Genomic DNA, 15,869 nt, shown 5'->3' with positions numbered 1-15,869 from the left:
CGGCGGAGTACACCTTCATCACCATGCGTGACCATCTTTCTCTGGATCCTCATGGTCCAGTCTCGGATGGTGTCCACGGTCAAGGGGGAGGCCCCAGGTATCCCTGCCATACGACACAGCCGAAGGCCAAGGTGGTGCCGATCGAACCGACGGCGACCCAGAGGGTTTCTGACATGGCGGAGATTCTGGTCCCATCCCGTGCTGCAGGGAAGAAGATCGTTAGTGGTCAGGGGCGCCGTACGATGATCCTCATGACCGACCGCCGCGCCCTTGGCGCCGGCGCTGAGCGTCCCGCGAGCATTCGCGCTGCCCAGACCGACCTTTTCGACGCACTGCCCAGCCTCCATCTCCCCAACCTCGACGAGCTACTGAACTTGATTGGGTGATGTCGGGAAGAGTCGCCCGACAGTCGCTCGTCTCGCGGGCCTGCGGGTGTTGCCGGGGCGGTCCTTCGGGAGAAGATCTCCCCGTGAGTCAGCCCCTGCCGCAGTTGCCGAAGCCCGAGTTCGTCTTGATCCGCGTCGAGGCTCCGCCCGAGGCGCCCGCCCAGATCGCTATCGACCTCGGTGAGACCGGCATCCCGGCCGGGTTGATCGGATACGAGTACCGGCCGCTGAGCGAGCCGGTGTTCCTCGGGGAGATCGGCAAGCGGGGGCTGGTCGCCATCGCGACGAGTGGCCTGTTCGGACGCATCGCCGTCGACGTTGCCACTCGTCACATGGTGTAGATCCCCACGATCGATTCAGCGAGGGCCCGTCACGTCAACAGCGATCTTGGCTCCTTCAACCGATGCGTGGCTGCGGTGATCGAGCGCTTCCCGTTCTATGCGGACGGCGACGAGGGCAGGTACGAGGAGGTAGCGGAAGAGCTTCGCGATCTCATCTCCGGCATCGACGAGACCGCTCTCGCGGACAACGGGTTCTGGGAGACGTTCTGCGACGACGTGGTGATCGGGGACTATGCGGACTGGGATGCGTGATCCAGCGGCGAACTCGGCCTCGGGTCAGCCGTCCATGATCAGGTCGGTGCCGGCAAGGCAGCCGTCGACAAAGTCCGGGCGATACTGGATCTGCTTGAGCTTGCGCTTGACGGCGCGGGTGATCTGGTCGAGGTCGGCTGCGGCAAGGTTGCCGATGTCGCGCTTGACCAGCGACCAGATGCCCTCCTGCGGGTTCAAGTCAGGCGAGTAACTTGGTAGTTGGAAGACGGTGAGCCAGTCGGCGTGGTCGGCGATGAACTCGCGCATCGGCTCGACCAGGTGCATACGCAGGTTGTCCCACACGAGCACGATCGGGCCGCCGAGCTGGATGTGCGCCCTGACCAGCAGGTCCCGCAGGTCGCGCCAGCCGATCCCCTTCGGCTCGCCCTTGCGGCCCCGGTACTCCCGGACCGAGTAGAACATCCGCGACCGCTTCCCGGGCCTGTAGCAGGTCAGCCCGGCCATAGACACCCGGCCCGAGCCCCGACCGCGCACCCGGACCACCGGCGTGCAGCCCCTGCGTCCCCAGCTCCTCGCGCGCGGCGGCGTCAACGACTGCCCGGCTTCGTCCTCGAAGACGATCCAGCCGCCGTACGCCGCCGCGGTCCTCTTACCAACGGCCATGTCTCCTTCTTCCAGACCTCGACCGCCGCGTCGTCGCGTTCGATCGCCCGCCGGGCCGGATGCTGCCAAGACCAGCCGTGCCGCCTCAGCAGCCGCCAGGTGCCCTCCACCGTGTAGCTCACGTGGAACAGGCGGCCGATCAGCGTCTTGATCCGCGCCAGCGTCCACCGCTGGTCCGCCCAACCGTGAACCAGAGGCCCACGCTCCAACTCCCGTGCCAGTCTGGCGATCTGCGGGTCACTGAGCCTCGGCCGTCCCGGCGACCCCTTCGACAGGACCCCGGCCTCGCCGCGCTCCCGCCACTGGCGCCGCCACCGCTCCACGGACCGCTCGCTGACCCGCAACGCGGCAGCGATCTCCCGATTCTTCTGCCCGCCCTCGAAGCGTTCCACGGCCTCAACCGGACCCGCTCCCTCACGGCCCTCCCGGCGTCGGTCAAGCCGCCGCCCTGTGCGTACCTCACGGTCCAGGGACACCGGACCGGACCAGCCACCGTCAGGCGAACGGCGCCGCCATCACCCAATCAAGTTCAGTACGGCACCATGGTCGCCGTCCAGGACACACGTGACGTGCCCGACGAGCACAAGGCGGTGGTCGCCGCTGCGATGGACGACCGGCTGCGCGCCGTGCTGCACAAGGTGTGGGGAGAGCCGGGCCCGGCGCCCGTAGAGCGCGGCTCAGTCGTCCTGATGACGCAGGAATTCCGCGCCGCCGTCTCCAAGACCAACGCCTGACAGCCGCCACGAGCCGCACCGCGACGCGAGGCGGGAGCCGCCGGCATGGGTGTGACTGAGCACCCCGGTTGGCAGGTTGAGCACTTCAGGCCAGACCGGGTGGGCACCGTGGTGTAGCGGCCCTGGGCGGTGCGGAGCCCCACCGGACCCCGTTCGCTACGCTCTGCTGATGTCCTGCGTCTTCTGCGGTAGTTCTCCCGTCACCAGAGAACATGTCTTCCCTCAGTGGCTGAACCAGTATCTTCCGCCAGGGCGACAGCAGACTGAACAGGCCCGCTATGGGGCGGGCGCCTACGAGGTGACCAGAGAGAGCTTGGGCCTGGACTTCACGGTCAAGAAGGTGTGTGCCCCTTGCAACAACGGCTGGATGTCGAAGCTTGAAACATCCTCCAAGGAAGCCCTCGAACCACTGATCATCCGGCAGGACCTTGATCTCATCTCCCTCCAGCAGCAACGCCAGATCGCGCTCTGGGCCACAAAGACAGCGATGATGGCCGACCAGGTTCAGCAGGAGCCCCTCCTGCCGTCCCATCAGCTCCGGAGAATGCGTACTCACCGAGCGATTCCTGGTGGAACGCGCGTCTGGCTGGGGTCCTGCCCCGAACGCAACCCCACCGTCACCAGTCACACCGTGAGGATCGACCTCACAGGTGTATCCACTCCTGACACCCCTCAGCCGGTCGGGTTCTTCTGCCCCATGAAGATCGGGCATCTGTGCATCTACGTCTATTTCCCGGCCGTGGACGTCGTCATCCAGCACGCGCGTGAGTTCCACCTTTCCGTCGCCCGGATATGGCCCCGTCGCTCCAGCGACCTATCTTTCCCTCCACCCGTCCAGCCACGGAACGGGGAAGCCTTCGAGGCATTCGCTGACGCGCTTCGCGAAAGCCTCTACCTCTACACACCCGAGCAGGCGGCCGAGCATGGGCTCAAGGAGTCATGAGATCGGGGTCAGGCCTGGCAGATCACGCCAACTGAAGTGCTCGACCGCCAACTGAAAAGCTCAGCGCAATGGGGTGTATCCGGCCACCAGGCCGGAGGCATTCAGAAGCTGAGTTCTACGTAGTCGATGTCGGTGAATTCGACCAGGAGCCCGTCGGCGCGGCGGCCGCGGTCCTTGAAGTATTCCTGTTGGAGTCCTTCGGCGAGGACGGCCTGGAGCTGCTGCTCCGGGGCGCCGGCGGCCTGTGCGTCGAAGAGGCGGGCTGCGTAGGTGGCGGGGAGGTGCTGGGTGATGCGCCGGATGCGTCCGTCGTCCGTGCTGCCCGGCGCGGCGGTGAACCCGAAGCGCGCTCTCGTTTCCACGACGATGCCGGTGGAGATGGCCGCGTTCTTCTTCGCGTTCTCCTTCACCCGCGGCTGCCACCGTGTGCGGACCTCGTCGGCGAGCCGGGATGCGAGCTGGGCACGCGGCGTCTTGATCTGATCTTTGACGTACCGCTCGACGGTGCGCTGGGACACCCCCAGCAGGTCGGCCACCGGCCGGGTGCCCTTCAGTCGTTTCACCAGGAACCGCACCTGCGCGCCCGCCGTCTTCGGGATCGGCCGGGTGGCCGTGGCCGCTACTGCATGACCGAGACTTTCGCCCACGACGCCCATCAGATGTCCCCGCTCCCCACAGTCCCTTGCTGCTGCCGGCCGCACCCGCCCGCCGCGCCCTTGATGCCCGGGGCGCGTGAACCTACGACTGTGCGCGTAGCCCCACGGTCGGCTGCCCACCGGGCAAGAGCTGACCGCGTCGACAGGATGGAAGGACGAAGCCGGCGCTTCCGTAGTTGCCTGGACAGTCTGGTAACAGATGTTACCATGTGGGGTATGGCCAAGACACAGCTGGGTGCACGCGTGAATGAGGACGTCGCGGAACTTGCGAGGAAGCGCGCCGCCGACCTCGGGCTGAGCATCGGGGACTACCTCGCCCGCCTTGTGCAGGACGACGCGAGCGGCCTGCGCGCCCGTGCGGTGGACGCTGCCGCGCGTTTCCTGTCCGAGCACCAGTCGGTCTTCGACGAGGCCGAGGATGCCCAGCAGGCGCCTTCGGGAGTGCGCGCCGCGTGATGGAACTGCACATCGACGTTCCCTGGATCCTGCAGGTCGCCGAGGTGGCCGGCGCGGACGATCCCGCCCCCGACGACTACGGCGTCCCCGTCGCCGCTGTCGCCCGCCACCGGGCCGAACTCTTCGAGCAGCCCGTCTACGACGGCCCCTACGCCAAAGCCGCAGCACTCGTGGACAACCTCGGCCGGTGCCGCTGGCTCGAGCGCTCCAACATGGCCGTGGCCGCTGCCACCGGCGTCATGTATCTCGAAGCCGCCGGTATCCCCGTCAAGCCCACCCGCGACGACGCGATCGCTCTCAAAGACCTTCTCCTCGATTCCGCCTGCACCGCCGCGAGGATTGCCGCGCTGCTGCGGACCTGGCCCACCACCACCTGACGCTCGCAGGACACGGCGCCGCTTCCAGGGCACCGGGAGCGGCATCGCTCATGCAGGGCCGTTGAACGCCCTCCTGTTCTGTGTGTCGGCGTACGGGTCAATCTGCACAGTCGGGTACGCGCGAACGTGCACCGGTGCGGGTGGCTGTCCCTGGGCGGAGGGCGCCGGGTAGGTTGATCGTTTGTGCCGTTCGGGCGGTTCAGCCCGCCACCACGGTTCGGAAGAACAGCCGAAGGAATTGTTTCGTGCCGGATGTCGAGGACCTGTGCCCGGCTCCGACTGAGGGGTGCAAGCGCGCCGAGTGGGCGCGCGGGACACAAGGGGACACCTGATGAAGTACGTTGCGATGATCTACGGCAACCAGGCCAAGTGGGACTCCTTCCCGGCCGATGCCTGGCCCGAGGCGATCGCCAAGCAGGACGCGTTCAACAAGAAGTACCGCGACAGCGGTGAACTGCTGGGCGCCTACGGCCTGGCGGACTCGGCCAACGCGCAGCTGGTGCGCCGAAAGGACGGCGTCCCGGCGGTCACCGACGGGCCGTACCTGGAGACCAAGGAGTACATCGCCAGCTTCTACATGCTGGACTGCGAGTCCCTGGAGCGCGCGCAGGAGATCGCCGCCGACATGCCCTTCGCGGACATCGAGCCGGTCGAGCTGTGGCCGGTGCTGCACGACGCCGCGACGGACCTGTGACCGAGAGGCCCGGCGTCGAGGACCTGCTGCGCGAACTGGCGCCGCAGGTCCTCGGCGCGCTCATCCGCCGGTACGGCGTCTTCGACACATGCGAGGACGCCGTCCAGGAGGCGCTGCTGGCCGCCGCCCTCCAGTGGCCCGCCGAGGGAACTCCGGACAATCCCCGGGGATGGCTGGTCACCGTCGCTTCCCGCCGGCTGGTCGACCAGGTCCGCAGTGAGCAGGCGCGCCAGCGCCGCGAGGACCGGATCGCCCTGGCCACTCCGCAGGCCGAGCTGCTGAGCCGCGCCGCCGACGCCGAACCGGACGCTGACCGGGACGACTCCCTGGCGCTGCTATTCCTGTGCTGCCACCCGGCACTGTCCGAGCCCAGCCGGATCGCCCTGACACTGCGCGCGATCGGCGGCCTGACCACCGCCCAGATCGCCGCGGCCTTCCTCGTCCCCGAGGCGACCATGGCCCAGCGCATCAGCCGCGCCAAACAAACCGTCAAGACCTCCGCCACCCCGCTGTGCATGCCGAGGGCAGCCGACCGGGCCGAACGGCTGGAGGCGGTGCTCCACGTGCTGTACCTGATCTTCAACGAGGGCTACACCGCCACCGACGGCGCCGACCTGACCGCGCCGGCCCTGTCGGCCGAGGCGATCCGGCTCACCCGCCTGCTGCACCGCCTGCTGCCCGACCACACCGAAACGGCCGGGCTGCTTGCCCTGATGCTGCTCACCGACGCGCGCCGCCCCGCCCGCACCGGACCCGACGGCGACCTGGTGCCGCTGGCCGAGCAGGACCGCACCCGTTGGAACCGCCGGCTTGTCGCGGAGGGCCTCGACCTGATCAGCCGCACCCTGCCCCGCGGACAGGTGGGCCCGTACCAGCTGCAGGCGGCCATCGCCGCCGTCCACGACGAGGCCGAGCACGTCGAGGCCACCGACTGGCCGCAGATCCTCACCCTCTACGACCTGCTGGAGCACCTCGCACCGAACCCGATGGTCACCCTCAACCGCGCGGTAGCCGTCGCCATGGTGCACGGACCCGCTGCCGGGCTCGATCTGCTGGCGGTACTGGAATCCGACAAACGGACGGCCCGCCACCACCGCCTGCTCGCCGCCCGCGCCCACTTCCTGGAACAGCTCGGCGACCTCGACGCAGCGGCCCACGCCTATCGCGAGGCAGCCCGACGCGCCACCAGCACACCGGAACGGCGCCACCTCACAACCCGCGCGGCACGCCTCGCCCCCGAGCAGAACTGACCGGCAAAGCCGCACCACCAACGGAACTCGGGCACCACCGCTGTGCACGTTCGGCTGTACTCGCCTGTGCACTTTCAGGTGTACGCCGACACTGTGCGACATTCCCCGGTCACACCGCTGCGGCTGGGGCCCTCAGACCGATCCCGGCCCGCTGCGCCCGTGTTCGGTAACCGGTCCAGGAGACCGCAGTGGTTGCGCGATGATGGGCGTCATGGTCAAGGCCGTCGAGATCACCCCGAAGCGACGCCCCGCGCGGCGGGTGCTGCGCCCGCATCAGGTCGAGGGCCGGGACGCGGCGGCCCGGCACCTACGCAGACCGGGAACCCGGGGCCTGTTCGTGTCGGCGACCGGCACGGGCAAGACCCTGGTTGCGATCCGTCTGGTGGACCTGCTGGGTCTGCGCCTGGTCCTGGTCGTGGTCCCGACGCTGGACCTGGCCGCGCAGACCGCTCTGGCGTGGCGCCAGGACGGTCACTTGGAGCACATGGTGATCGTCTCGTCCATGGACACCGCCGGCCACGACCGGCTCTACGCGAACCGGGTCGGCTCGACCACCGACGCCACCGCCCTGGCCGCCGCCATGTCCGTCGTGGGCCCGGGCAAGGACCAGCTCCCCGCGCTCACGGTCATCTGCACCTACGACTCCCTCGACAAGATCGAGGCGGCAACCCGGCACACCGGACTTTCAGTCCCCCCGTTCGAACTCGCGATCCTGGACGAGGCGCACCGCATCGCCGGCCGGCCGGACAAGAAGTGGGCCGCGGTCAACGACGCGCAGCGGGTCAGGGCCGAGCGCCGCCTCTACATGACCGCGACCCCGCGCAGCTTCGCCGCACCCGACGTCGCCGGCTCCGCGAGCACCCGCCCGCGCTCTCGCCGCAGGACCGGCCGCCCGGACACGGACATCGACGCAGCGGCCAACTCCATGGACAACGAAGCCGTTTACGGCAAAAAGATCTTCGACTGCCCCCTGTCGCAGGCCATCGCCGACAAAGTGGCCGCCGACTACCGCATCGTGGTGCCCACCATCACCGACAGCGAACTGCGCACCACCCTCAACGTCCCTGCCCCCGGCACCACCACCGACGACGCCGCCACTACCGACGACGCGCTGCGCTCCACCGCCCTGCACCTGGCCGTCCTTCGGACCATGGCCGCACACCACCTGCGCCGTGTCCTGGTCTTCTTCCACCGCGTCGAGGACGCCAAGCGATTCACCCGCGAGCTCGGCCACACCCTGCGCCTGCTGCGCCGCACCGACCCCGATGCCTTCCGCGGCCTGAACCCCGAGACGTTCTTCGTCGACGGCGACCACACTCCCGACCAACGCACCAAGATCTTCGCCGACTTCGCCGCCTCCTCCTGCGCGATCCTCGCGAACGCGAAAGTGATCGCCGAAGGCGTCGACATCCCAAGCGTGGACGCGGTGGTGTTCGCCGACCCCACCGGCAGCATCATCCGCTGCGTCCAGGGCCTGGGACGTGCGCTGCGCATCGACGTCAGCGGCAAGACCGCCCTTTTGATCGTGCCGGTCTACGTCCCGCCCGGCGCCGACCCCGAAGACATCCTGGGCACCGCGTACGAGCCGGTGTGGGCGATCGCCACCGCCCTGGCCAGCCACGACCACCGGATCCTGGAACGGTTGCCGAACAAGGCCAACCGACTGCCCCGGGAGACGAGCAGCATCATCGCTCACCGGTGGCACTTCGACTTCACCGTCCACCCCGAACGCATCGCCCGCGCCATGGACCTCATCTCCTTCAACCCCCGTGGCCCCGTCTCCCGCGCCCGCCGCGAAGGCCTCACCGCAGCCCAGGCCTTCCACGACACCCACGGTCACCTCGACGTCCCCACCGACCACACCGACACCGTCGGCTACGAACTCGGCCGCTTCATCACCACCATGCGCGACGCCCACCACACCGGCCGCCTCGAACCCGACTTCACCGCCGAACTCGACGCCCTCGGCATGATCTGGGACAAACACCAGGCCGCCTGGCGCGCCCGCCTCACCGCTGCTGCCGACTACCACCGCGCCCACGGTCACCTGGCCGCTCCCTCCACCACCCCCCTCGGCGCCTTCCTCGCCGAACAGCGCTCCCTCGCCACCCATAACCGCCTTGACGAGATCCGGGCCGCCGACCTCACCGTCATCGACGCGTACTGGCAGGTTCCCTATGGCGCGGACTGGCACCGCAAGTACCACCTTGTGCGCGCCCACCTCGCAGCCGGCAACGACCCCACCACCCTGCATCCGGACACCGTCCTGGGCGACGTGAAGATCGGCAGTTGGCTCACCCGCCAGCTCACCCAGTGGAACAGGCTCGACGCTGGCCAGCACCACCTCCTGACCGCCCTCGGGCTCACCCCCGCCACGAACCCGATCGCCTCGCCCCGCCGTGCGCGCCGTACCTTCGCCCAGACCGTCCAGCTCCTCGAACTCTTCCTCCACCGCGAACACCGCGCCCCCACCGCCCGCGAGACGATCACCGTGGACGGGGAGACGGTCAGGATCGGCCCGTGGCTGGCTAAGGCCCGCACGAAGAAACGAGCCGGCCAGCTGAACACCAATCACGACACCCTGCTCGCGAGCCTCTTCGAGGGGGACTGGGCCGAGGAGAGCGCCGAGCCCGCCGTCCTGGCGTAACGGTGGCCTCCTACGCAAAAGATCCACGCTGTGCCGCCACGCCCAAGATCTTGGCCCCGCCGCTGCGCCGCTCGTGGGCTGCCTTCGGCCCGGTGGTGTCGGTGCCGACCACCAGGAACGCGCCGACATCCTCACCCGCTTCGCCGCCGCCCCGTGCGCGATCATGGCGAACGCCCGGCTGATCGCCGAAGGCATCGACATCCCCAGCGTCGACGCGATCGTCTTCGCCGACCCCACCCGCAGTGTCGTCCGCTGCGTCCAGGCCCTCGGCCGTGCCCTGCGCATCGACGTCTCCGGCAAGATCGCCCGCCTCATCGTCCCCGTCTACATCACGCCCGGTGCCGATCCGAAGAACATCCTCGGCACCGCCTACGAACCGGTGTGGGCGATCGCCACCGCGCTGGCCCTTGCCCCGGGCCCACCTGCCGTCACATGCTCGGGCCCGTGAACACACTCCCTCGGCAACCGAACGTCGGCACCGGCCTGTTCGGCGAGCAGTACAGCCGCCGCAACCGCCCTCAACCTACCCGCGACGACGACCGGACGGGGCGATGGATAGCCCTGGACGAGTCCGGATGGGACGGCGACCAACTTCATGGTGGCAACCGCAGCCGCTACATGACCATCGGATCCGTGGCCATCAGCGACGAAGACGCTGCCGACCTGATCGACAACCTCCGCAAAACCACACGCATACAGGCCTCGGAGCTGAGGTTCAGCACCTCCTTCGCCCGCGACGGCCAGACACAACGCCGCAAGGCCCTCACCGCACTCCTCGGTCCCGGCGGACCCCTCGAGCAGCGGGCCTCGGTATACATCCTGGACAAGCACTACTTCATCGTCGGCAAGCTCATCGACCTCTTCGTCGAAGAGCAGACACACAAGCAGGGCTTGGACATCCGCAACACCGGCATCGCCCGCAAGATGGCCAGAGACCTGTTCACCGAGGGCCCGCGGGCCCTCGGACCAGCACTCTTCGACCGGCTGCTCACCGCAACGGTCGCCTTCACCTCGCAGAAGAACCGCGACCAGAAGGTCAGCGTCGACGACTTCTACGACGTCATCGAAGAGGCTTGGGCCCGCTCGTCCCGACGCAACGTAACCCGCCTTCTGGGACTGCTGCGCACGACACGGGAGGAAGGGCGCGAGTTCCTCGATGACGCGTTCGGACCGGACGCCTCCCTCGCCGGCGCGCTGGAACCTCTGATCCCCGCTGTGGCTGCTGTGACGGGGAACTGGTCCCTGCAGGTGGGCCGGGTCAACATCCTTACCGACGACCAGCGCACGCTGACGGACCAGCAACTCGACAACATCGACCAGGAAGCCCGCGGTCTGGGACACCCGGAGTTCCGCTACGTCTCCCGGGATGTCCGCCTGGGCGAACTGCTGCGCGGCAAGTCAAGCGACCATCCCTCCCTGCAGCTCGCCGACCTCGTCGCCGGTGCAGGGTTCGCCGTGGCCAAGCGCCACGACGGCCACTCCACCCCCGCGGGAGAAGACCTCTACCCGGTGATCGTTCCCCTCATCGACCCCGCCGGAATGCTGTCCCACGACGAGCCGAACAAGGTCGCACAGGCAGGCGTCCCGGTACGAGAAGACCAAACCTGACCCAGCACCCATCGGCACCAACCTCGCACCGTCACCCGGCCATCGGCGGCCTCCGCTGGACCGAGACTCGGGCAGGGGCCGGTGGCTGGCGCACTACGTCCGCTTCCAAGGTCCGCCTTGCGCCGTCCCGCCGCTTCATCCGAGTGCGGAGAGTGCGGCCTGTGCCTGCTCGCTCATGCGGCGCAGCGCGACGAGGGCGCTCGGCAGCAGTACATTGACGTGTTCGGTCCAACTGCCCAACAGCGTGTCTGCCTGTTGGATTTCGGCGGTCAGGGTGGTGACGGTGCCCATGAGGAACCCGCCCAGCACGACGCGGCGCCCTGCGGCGTCTGGCACGGTACTCATCAAGCACATGCCGTCCACGCCCATGTCGTACTCCGGATCGTCGGGGTAGCCATGCCCGTCGATCAGGCGTACACCTTCTGTATGCCGTTCCCCCAGGGCAGGCCTGAGCCACTGATCCGCATCGTCATGCTGCTTCTTGGCCAGGCGACGCATTAGGGGTGGCAACAGTCTGCGCAACTCCTCTTCGTGGCGGCGCAGATCGACGGTGGCCGCGTCCAGGGCGCGAAAGCCCCGCCGCAAGGCAGGGAAGGCGGGCGTAACTGGGCCGGGGTGGAGCTCCAGCCAGGCCGAGAGCTCGTCACGGAAGTCGGCCATCGTCAGCCGATCGCGCGGCTCGTGGTCAGTCGCCGCCTCCATGACCGGCGCGAGATCCATCGCCGCCTCCGCTCCCTCGGCCCACAGCGAATACGGGGGGCCTTGCACGTAGTGGGTGCCCTCGGGCGGGAACTCCAGTCCCTTGGCGAGCACGAACAGGGTCTTGGCCAGTGACCACACATCGGCGGCGAAGCCGGGATTCACCGGGTCGTAGGAGCGCATCTCCGGAGCCAGGAAGTACACCGGTCCCATAGTGGAGTTGACGGCAGTCACCCTCGGCCGTTGGGGCCAGCCGGCGATCCCGAAGTCCGCGACCAGCGGCCGGCCCTGGTGGTGCAAGAGATTGTCGGGCTTGATGTCCCGGTGGGAGATGCCCCGGTCGGCGAGCGGAGCCAGCGTGTCCGCAATCACGCGGATCGCCTCCACCACATCCCGCAGCTCAGCCTTCCGACCGCCCGGGCTGAGCACGGCGCGCAGGTTCCGTACCTGCGGCATCACGAACCACTGCGGCGGGTCCTTCGGATCGGCGTCGAGGACCGGCACGATGCCCGCCACTCCCACACGGGTCAGCTCCTCCATCCGCCGCACCTCTTCTTGGAAGCGCTGCCGTGTGGTGTGGGTGACCTTCCCACCGTTAGTTCGGGGAGACTTCAGCACCCCGACGACGCCGTCATCGACATTCCGGACGACATGAACGTGGCTGACGCCCTTCATAGGACGCAGATGGCGCCAAGAACCCCATGTGCGAGGGGGAGTTGCAGACATGACAGGCAATGTAGAGCAGCCCGGAGCCTGCACGCTCAGGTATTGGACGGTGATGCCGGGTCGGCGCTCTGCCCGAAGACGCTGGAGTTCGTGGCGGCCGCCTGTGGAGACGCGCCCACCACCGGCCTGCCGCGTGTCGCTGACCTCGGTGCCGAGGCCGTACCCCCCAGCGAACCATCCGGGGCTGGCATCATGCGAAGTCCGAACTGCAGTGCATTGCGTACCAGTACGAACAGCGGCTGGAGCAGTTCCGTGCACCAGGACCGCCCACCGCCGCTGCGTCCCACTTCCCCGGCCCAGTCAGGCCGAGATCCTCGAGACCGCCACAGAGAACGCGCCCCTGCAGCAGCCCGCAGTCGTGGGCGTTCGGCGGGATGGAGAGCACGACTCCATTCTCCGGTTTCCTGCAGAGAGTCGGAGCCTTTCTCCTCTGGCCCCTATGGGTGATCTGCGCGGGCTCGTGTACGCGCGTGCCGTGACTCCCCATCAAAGGGTTCTCCGAGTAATCCGGACAGTGACCGGAGACGCGTCCCATTCGTGTAATGTTCTGAATGCCCTCAGTGAAGCAACAGCAACTAGCTTTGAAGGGGGGTGATTTGACCATGCCAACCACGCCAACCGGTGATCGCCCTTCGTGGCTCATCCGGCTGGCGCGGACACTGCGGCTCTCGGAAGCAGGCGAACGTGTCTTGCGAAGAGTGGGGTTGAGCGCATACGCGCTCTACCAGCTCATTCGCCTGGCACGTGAGCTGACCCGATAATCCCGTAGATAGAGGGGGTCCACCCGGGCAGGTGGACCCCCTCCCGTCAGCGCTGGTCTTTTCACGTGGACCCCAACTGGACTGGCAAACGGGTGGGGTCCACATCCATGTGCGGACGTTGTAGCCAATATAGCACGCCAAATTACAGGCGGAATGTGCTTCGGAATGTTGTCGCGTAATTCACCAGCCGCCCCGTGGCATTATGTCCGAAGACTCGCATCGTATTGCAGTTGTTTGCTAATTACGAGATTTGCCCGCGAACAATCACGATCTTCCCGCAGATTATCGGGCTGAAAAGTCCGTCAAAGACAGCACGGATTAGTAGACGAATTAGGTTCGATTGGTCCGCGAGCACGCAAGACACTGCACGACAGGGGCCGTGACCAGCACTGTTACGGAATACCTCGCCGGGGCGAACGGGGTGGTGCGCTCCGGCACAGCCTTCTTTCGCCGGCCCACCCACCCACTGGGGCGCCCACTCACCGGCCGGGTCGCTACCTACCCGGCCGGTCGCTGGCTGCCCGCCTGGCTGGCCAGGCCGGCGGCGAGTGCTGCTTCTTGATACTGATTGGGCTTTCTCTGGAGCCAGTTGAAGGCAGCCCCCGGTACGCCCGCCTCACCACGAAGACCACGCCTCTTGCACCCTCACGCGCTGTCACCCGTTCGGGTGACGGGCATGCAGTTCTTCGCGCACCCCAGCCACACAAAGAGGGGGACGGAGCACGGACGCTCCTGGTCATCGAGGCGGGATCTGTTCCCTGACGGCCCGGATCCAGGTATCCATGAAGTGGGTGGCGCCCGACTCCTGGCCGGAGAGGTCGAAGAGGCCCGGGTCGAACAGCGCGTCGTGGAGCTCGTGCCAGGCCCGGTCGAGACAGACCGTCAGGTCCCAGGCAAAGACTGCTGGTGAGGCGGACAGGTTGAGCATCCCGATCAGGGCCACGCCCATCCCGCTCGCGTCGATGCGCTCCCGCAGCGCCGTGAGGCCCGCGGTGTCCGGCATGAACAGAGCGTGCATGAAGTACATGGCCCCGAAACCGCGCAGCCCCGTCAGGACAGTGCGGGCATCCAGCAGGTCCTGATAGACCGCCCGCTGCGCCTGGGCCAGCGGGTCGAATGCCCGGTCGAGCAGACTCCAGTCGACAGCGGGCCCTTCGGTTTGCTCCGCAGCGCTGAGCATCTGGGCCCACTCGTGCGCGGGCAGTCCGAACATGCCGGTCGCGGCGAAGGCGTGAGCCATGGCGTCCGCGCCGACTTCGTCCGGCCCCATGCCGACTGCGGCGAGCAGATGCACGATCCCCTCACCCGAAGGCCCTTCCGGCACGTCCTGGCCGGCCATCAGCGCGGCACGCACTACACCGGGATGAGCGGACACGTGGTGAGGGTGCGCGCGCAGCAGCTCACCGGCCGCGGCGTAGAAGGCGTCCCCGGTCTCCTCACCCCCGCTCCCAGAGGCGCGGGCGAGATCGAGGATCTGTTGCACGGGGGAGCGGGCAACAGCCCACACGACGGCTTCATGCACGGCGGCGGCTGGCGGCTCGGGCACTGGTACCGCGCCCGGCAACTGCGGCTTGCCCGCTTCGGCGAACCAGCCCAACACAGCACACCGCCGGTCACGGCCTTGCCGGGTGTGCCGGACCAGAGCCGCCGCGGTCTCGATCACCAAGGGATCCACCATCGCGACCACTGAGCCCCGGCCGCGCCCGAGTCCGCGGCGCCCATGACGGGGCAGCAGTCCGGCACGCCGCCAGCTCTCCAGCTGCGACGCCGTCACCACCACTCCCCGGGAGGCGAGTTCATCGATGACGTACTGATCGGCCTGGCTCGGAGCTCCTCGTGTCACCCCACCATGAGAACCCCGAGAGGTGCCATTTTCTGCAGAAAATCACCTATGGCTCACTGGTGCTACACCCGGCGAAAGCCCGGACACCACAGCAAGGACAGCCATGACCCCAGACCACCGCACCCGCTACCGAGCTCGCGCAGCCACCCTCACCCTCGCCACCCTCCTCGCCGCCGCCACCATCCCCGCCGACCCACCATGGCGACTCCTCCTCACCATCACTGCCCTCCTCGCGACCGTCACCGCCGTCATCGCACTCGGCGCAGCATTTGCCCCCACATCCGACATCCGCACCTCCGCCCGCAACACCCTCGACCTCCTCCTGCGCCTCGTGCCCTGGTACATCCCCAGAGGATGAACAGCGACACCACACACAGAGCCACACCCTGGCTGACGGCAGCTCAACAGCCGCCCCGGCTAACGAGTTGATATGCCAACAGAGGCGCGAGCCCCAAATCCGGATCCCCAGAAAGTTTCGCCATAAGGAAGCACCCCACCCAGCAGCCGTCCCTGTAGCCAGCCGGACCCGCTTTGCGGGTCCATGTCCTGGAGGCGTAGCCGGAAGGACCAGGGTGGGGGAGCGCAGCGGACACACCCCAGGAGCCGAAGCGAAGCGAAGGCTCCCAGCAGGCAAGCGCAGCGAAGGCTCCCAGCAGGCAAGCGCAGCACGCCTGCTGACCTACCACCAATCCCTGTACGAAGCAGAGGGATTGACCGGATAAGCGAAGCGCTCCGGTCCCTTCGGAAACGCCGGAGCGAAGCGAGGCGTTTTTCGCTCGTACATCGCGCAGCGATGTACTACCCGCTCCGCGGGCCTCCGCGTAGTAGTATCCGCCCGGCGGCACCACCAGCCCGACGGCGTACTTCTCCTT

17 protein-coding genes and 1 pseudogene are annotated in these 15,869 nt (G+C 67.9%); 14 read left to right on the top strand and 4 right to left on the bottom strand.

Features of this window, described 5'->3' with window-relative positions:
* The 3 genes from AB0I23_RS39895 to AB0I23_RS39885 all read left to right on the top strand — a co-directional run.
* Positions 1 to 386: hypothetical protein (locus tag AB0I23_RS39895; protein ID WP_359117920.1), on the top strand; the 386-nt coding region annotated here is incomplete at its 5' end.
* 83 nt (positions 387 to 469) lie between these two features.
* Positions 470 to 727, top strand: coding sequence for a hypothetical protein (locus AB0I23_RS39890; RefSeq protein ID WP_359117917.1), 258 nt, complete (start codon positions 470 to 472; stop codon positions 725 to 727).
* A complete protein-coding gene (locus AB0I23_RS39885) occupies positions 728 to 979 on the top strand; it encodes an SUKH-4 family immunity protein (protein WP_359117923.1) in 252 nt (83 codons plus the stop codon).
* 24 nt (positions 980 to 1,003) lie between these two features.
* On the opposite strand, the pseudogene AB0I23_RS41900 reads toward AB0I23_RS39885, so the two are convergent.
* A pseudogene (locus AB0I23_RS41900) lies at positions 1,004 to 2,066 on the bottom strand (IS630 family transposase).
* Positions 2,067 to 2,145: 79 nt separating this feature from the next.
* On the opposite strand from AB0I23_RS41900, the gene AB0I23_RS39870 reads away from it, so the two are divergent.
* Positions 2,146 to 2,337: a hypothetical protein gene (locus AB0I23_RS39870; RefSeq protein ID WP_359117910.1), complete on the top strand. Its 192-nt coding sequence runs from the start codon at positions 2,146 to 2,148 to the stop codon at positions 2,335 to 2,337.
* 169 nt (positions 2,338 to 2,506) lie between these two features.
* Complete coding sequence (locus tag AB0I23_RS39865; RefSeq protein WP_359117907.1) at positions 2,507 to 3,280, top strand: hypothetical protein; 774 nt, start codon at positions 2,507 to 2,509, stop codon at positions 3,278 to 3,280.
* A 101-nt stretch (positions 3,281 to 3,381) separates the two neighbouring features.
* Here the strand turns inward: AB0I23_RS39865 and tpg are convergent, their stop codons facing one another.
* Positions 3,382 to 3,936, bottom strand: coding sequence for a telomere-protecting terminal protein Tpg (tpg, locus tag AB0I23_RS39860; protein WP_359117904.1), 555 nt, complete (start codon positions 3,934 to 3,936; stop codon positions 3,382 to 3,384).
* A gap of 216 nt (positions 3,937 to 4,152) precedes the next feature.
* On the opposite strand from tpg, the gene AB0I23_RS39855 reads away from it, so the two are divergent.
* The 7 genes from AB0I23_RS39855 to AB0I23_RS39825 all read left to right on the top strand — a co-directional run bounded on the left by AB0I23_RS39855 (position 4,153) and on the right by AB0I23_RS39825 (position 10,968).
* Positions 4,153 to 4,392: a hypothetical protein gene (locus tag AB0I23_RS39855; protein ID WP_359117902.1), complete on the top strand. Its 240-nt coding sequence runs from the start codon at positions 4,153 to 4,155 to the stop codon at positions 4,390 to 4,392.
* Positions 4,392 to 4,769 carry a fic family toxin-antitoxin system, toxin component gene (locus AB0I23_RS39850; RefSeq protein WP_331755501.1) on the top strand — a complete coding sequence of 126 codons (378 nt, stop codon included), beginning with the start codon at positions 4,392 to 4,394 and terminating at the stop codon, positions 4,767 to 4,769. The genes AB0I23_RS39855 and AB0I23_RS39850 overlap by 1 nt, the downstream gene beginning before the upstream one ends.
* Positions 4,770 to 5,100: 331 nt before the next feature.
* Positions 5,101 to 5,463: a YciI family protein gene (locus tag AB0I23_RS39845; RefSeq protein ID WP_327248768.1), complete on the top strand. Its 363-nt coding sequence runs from the start codon at positions 5,101 to 5,103 to the stop codon at positions 5,461 to 5,463.
* A complete protein-coding gene (locus AB0I23_RS39840) occupies positions 5,460 to 6,713 on the top strand; it encodes an RNA polymerase sigma factor (protein WP_359117899.1) in 1,254 nt (417 codons plus the stop codon). Before AB0I23_RS39845 ends, AB0I23_RS39840 begins: the two co-directional genes overlap by 4 nt.
* A 211-nt stretch (positions 6,714 to 6,924) precedes the next feature.
* A complete protein-coding gene (locus AB0I23_RS39835; protein WP_359117896.1) occupies positions 6,925 to 9,360 on the top strand; it encodes a DEAD/DEAH box helicase in 2,436 nt (811 codons plus the stop codon).
* Positions 9,361 to 9,433: 73 nt separating this feature from the next.
* On the top strand, positions 9,434 to 9,808 hold the full coding sequence (locus tag AB0I23_RS39830) for a helicase-related protein (protein ID WP_359117893.1): 375 nt from the start codon (positions 9,434 to 9,436) through the stop codon (positions 9,806 to 9,808).
* The gene (locus AB0I23_RS39825; protein WP_359117891.1) at positions 9,805 to 10,968 is read left to right on the top strand and encodes a hypothetical protein; all 1,164 of its coding nucleotides are present in this window, start codon (positions 9,805 to 9,807) and stop codon (positions 10,966 to 10,968) included. Before AB0I23_RS39830 ends, AB0I23_RS39825 begins: the two co-directional genes overlap by 4 nt.
* A 135-nt stretch (positions 10,969 to 11,103) precedes the next feature.
* Here the strand turns inward: AB0I23_RS39825 and AB0I23_RS39820 are convergent, their stop codons facing one another.
* Positions 11,104 to 12,342, bottom strand: a complete 1,239-nt coding sequence (locus tag AB0I23_RS39820) for a protein kinase domain-containing protein (RefSeq protein WP_359117922.1) — start codon at positions 12,340 to 12,342, stop codon at positions 11,104 to 11,106.
* 1,191 nt (positions 12,343 to 13,533) lie between these two features.
* On the opposite strand from AB0I23_RS39820, the gene AB0I23_RS39815 reads away from it, so the two are divergent.
* The gene (locus AB0I23_RS39815) at positions 13,534 to 13,716 is read left to right on the top strand and encodes a hypothetical protein (RefSeq protein WP_359117888.1); all 183 of its coding nucleotides are present in this window, start codon (positions 13,534 to 13,536) and stop codon (positions 13,714 to 13,716) included.
* A 174-nt stretch (positions 13,717 to 13,890) separates the two neighbouring features.
* On the opposite strand, the gene AB0I23_RS39810 is transcribed toward AB0I23_RS39815, so the two are convergent.
* Positions 13,891 to 14,997 (bottom strand): hypothetical protein, encoded by a 1,107-nt coding sequence (locus AB0I23_RS39810; RefSeq protein WP_359117885.1) that lies wholly within the window; start codon positions 14,995 to 14,997, stop codon positions 13,891 to 13,893.
* A 103-nt stretch (positions 14,998 to 15,100) separates the two neighbouring features.
* Between AB0I23_RS39810 and AB0I23_RS39805 the strand changes: the two genes are divergently transcribed.
* Entirely contained in the window at positions 15,101 to 15,355 is a 255-nt protein-coding gene (locus AB0I23_RS39805) for a hypothetical protein (protein ID WP_359117882.1), read from the top strand.
* Positions 15,356 to 15,869: the final 514 nt, after the last annotated feature.

The sequence above is a fragment of the Streptomyces atratus genome, assembly GCF_040655115.1.
Lineage (GTDB): Bacteria > Actinomycetota > Actinomycetes > Streptomycetales > Streptomycetaceae > Streptomyces > Streptomyces atratus_D.
Note: the sequence above shows the minus strand (reverse complement) of the source record. Positions and strands in the feature narration are given on the sequence as shown.

What these genes read in the sequence shown, in the direction of transcription:
- AB0I23_RS39870 (WP_359117910.1), top strand. Translation starts at nt 2,146, where the DNA reads ATGGTCGCCGTCCAGGACACACGTGACGTGCCCGACGAGCACAAGGCG.
- AB0I23_RS39865 (WP_359117907.1), top strand. Translation starts at nt 2,507, where the DNA reads ATGTCCTGCGTCTTCTGCGGTAGTTCTCCCGTCACCAGAGAACATGTC.
- tpg (WP_359117904.1), bottom strand. Translation starts at nt 3,936, where the DNA reads ATGGGCGTCGTGGGCGAAAGTCTCGGTCATGCAGTAGCGGCCACGGCC.
- AB0I23_RS39855 (WP_359117902.1), top strand. Translation starts at nt 4,153, where the DNA reads ATGGCCAAGACACAGCTGGGTGCACGCGTGAATGAGGACGTCGCGGAA.
- AB0I23_RS39850 (WP_331755501.1), top strand. Translation starts at nt 4,392, where the DNA reads ATGGAACTGCACATCGACGTTCCCTGGATCCTGCAGGTCGCCGAGGTG.
- AB0I23_RS39845 (WP_327248768.1), top strand. Translation starts at nt 5,101, where the DNA reads ATGAAGTACGTTGCGATGATCTACGGCAACCAGGCCAAGTGGGACTCC.
- AB0I23_RS39835 (WP_359117896.1), top strand. Translation starts at nt 6,925, where the DNA reads ATGGTCAAGGCCGTCGAGATCACCCCGAAGCGACGCCCCGCGCGGCGG.
- AB0I23_RS39820 (WP_359117922.1), bottom strand. Translation starts at nt 12,342, where the DNA reads ATGAAGGGCGTCAGCCACGTTCATGTCGTCCGGAATGTCGATGACGGC.
- AB0I23_RS39805 (WP_359117882.1), top strand. Translation starts at nt 15,101, where the DNA reads ATGACCCCAGACCACCGCACCCGCTACCGAGCTCGCGCAGCCACCCTC.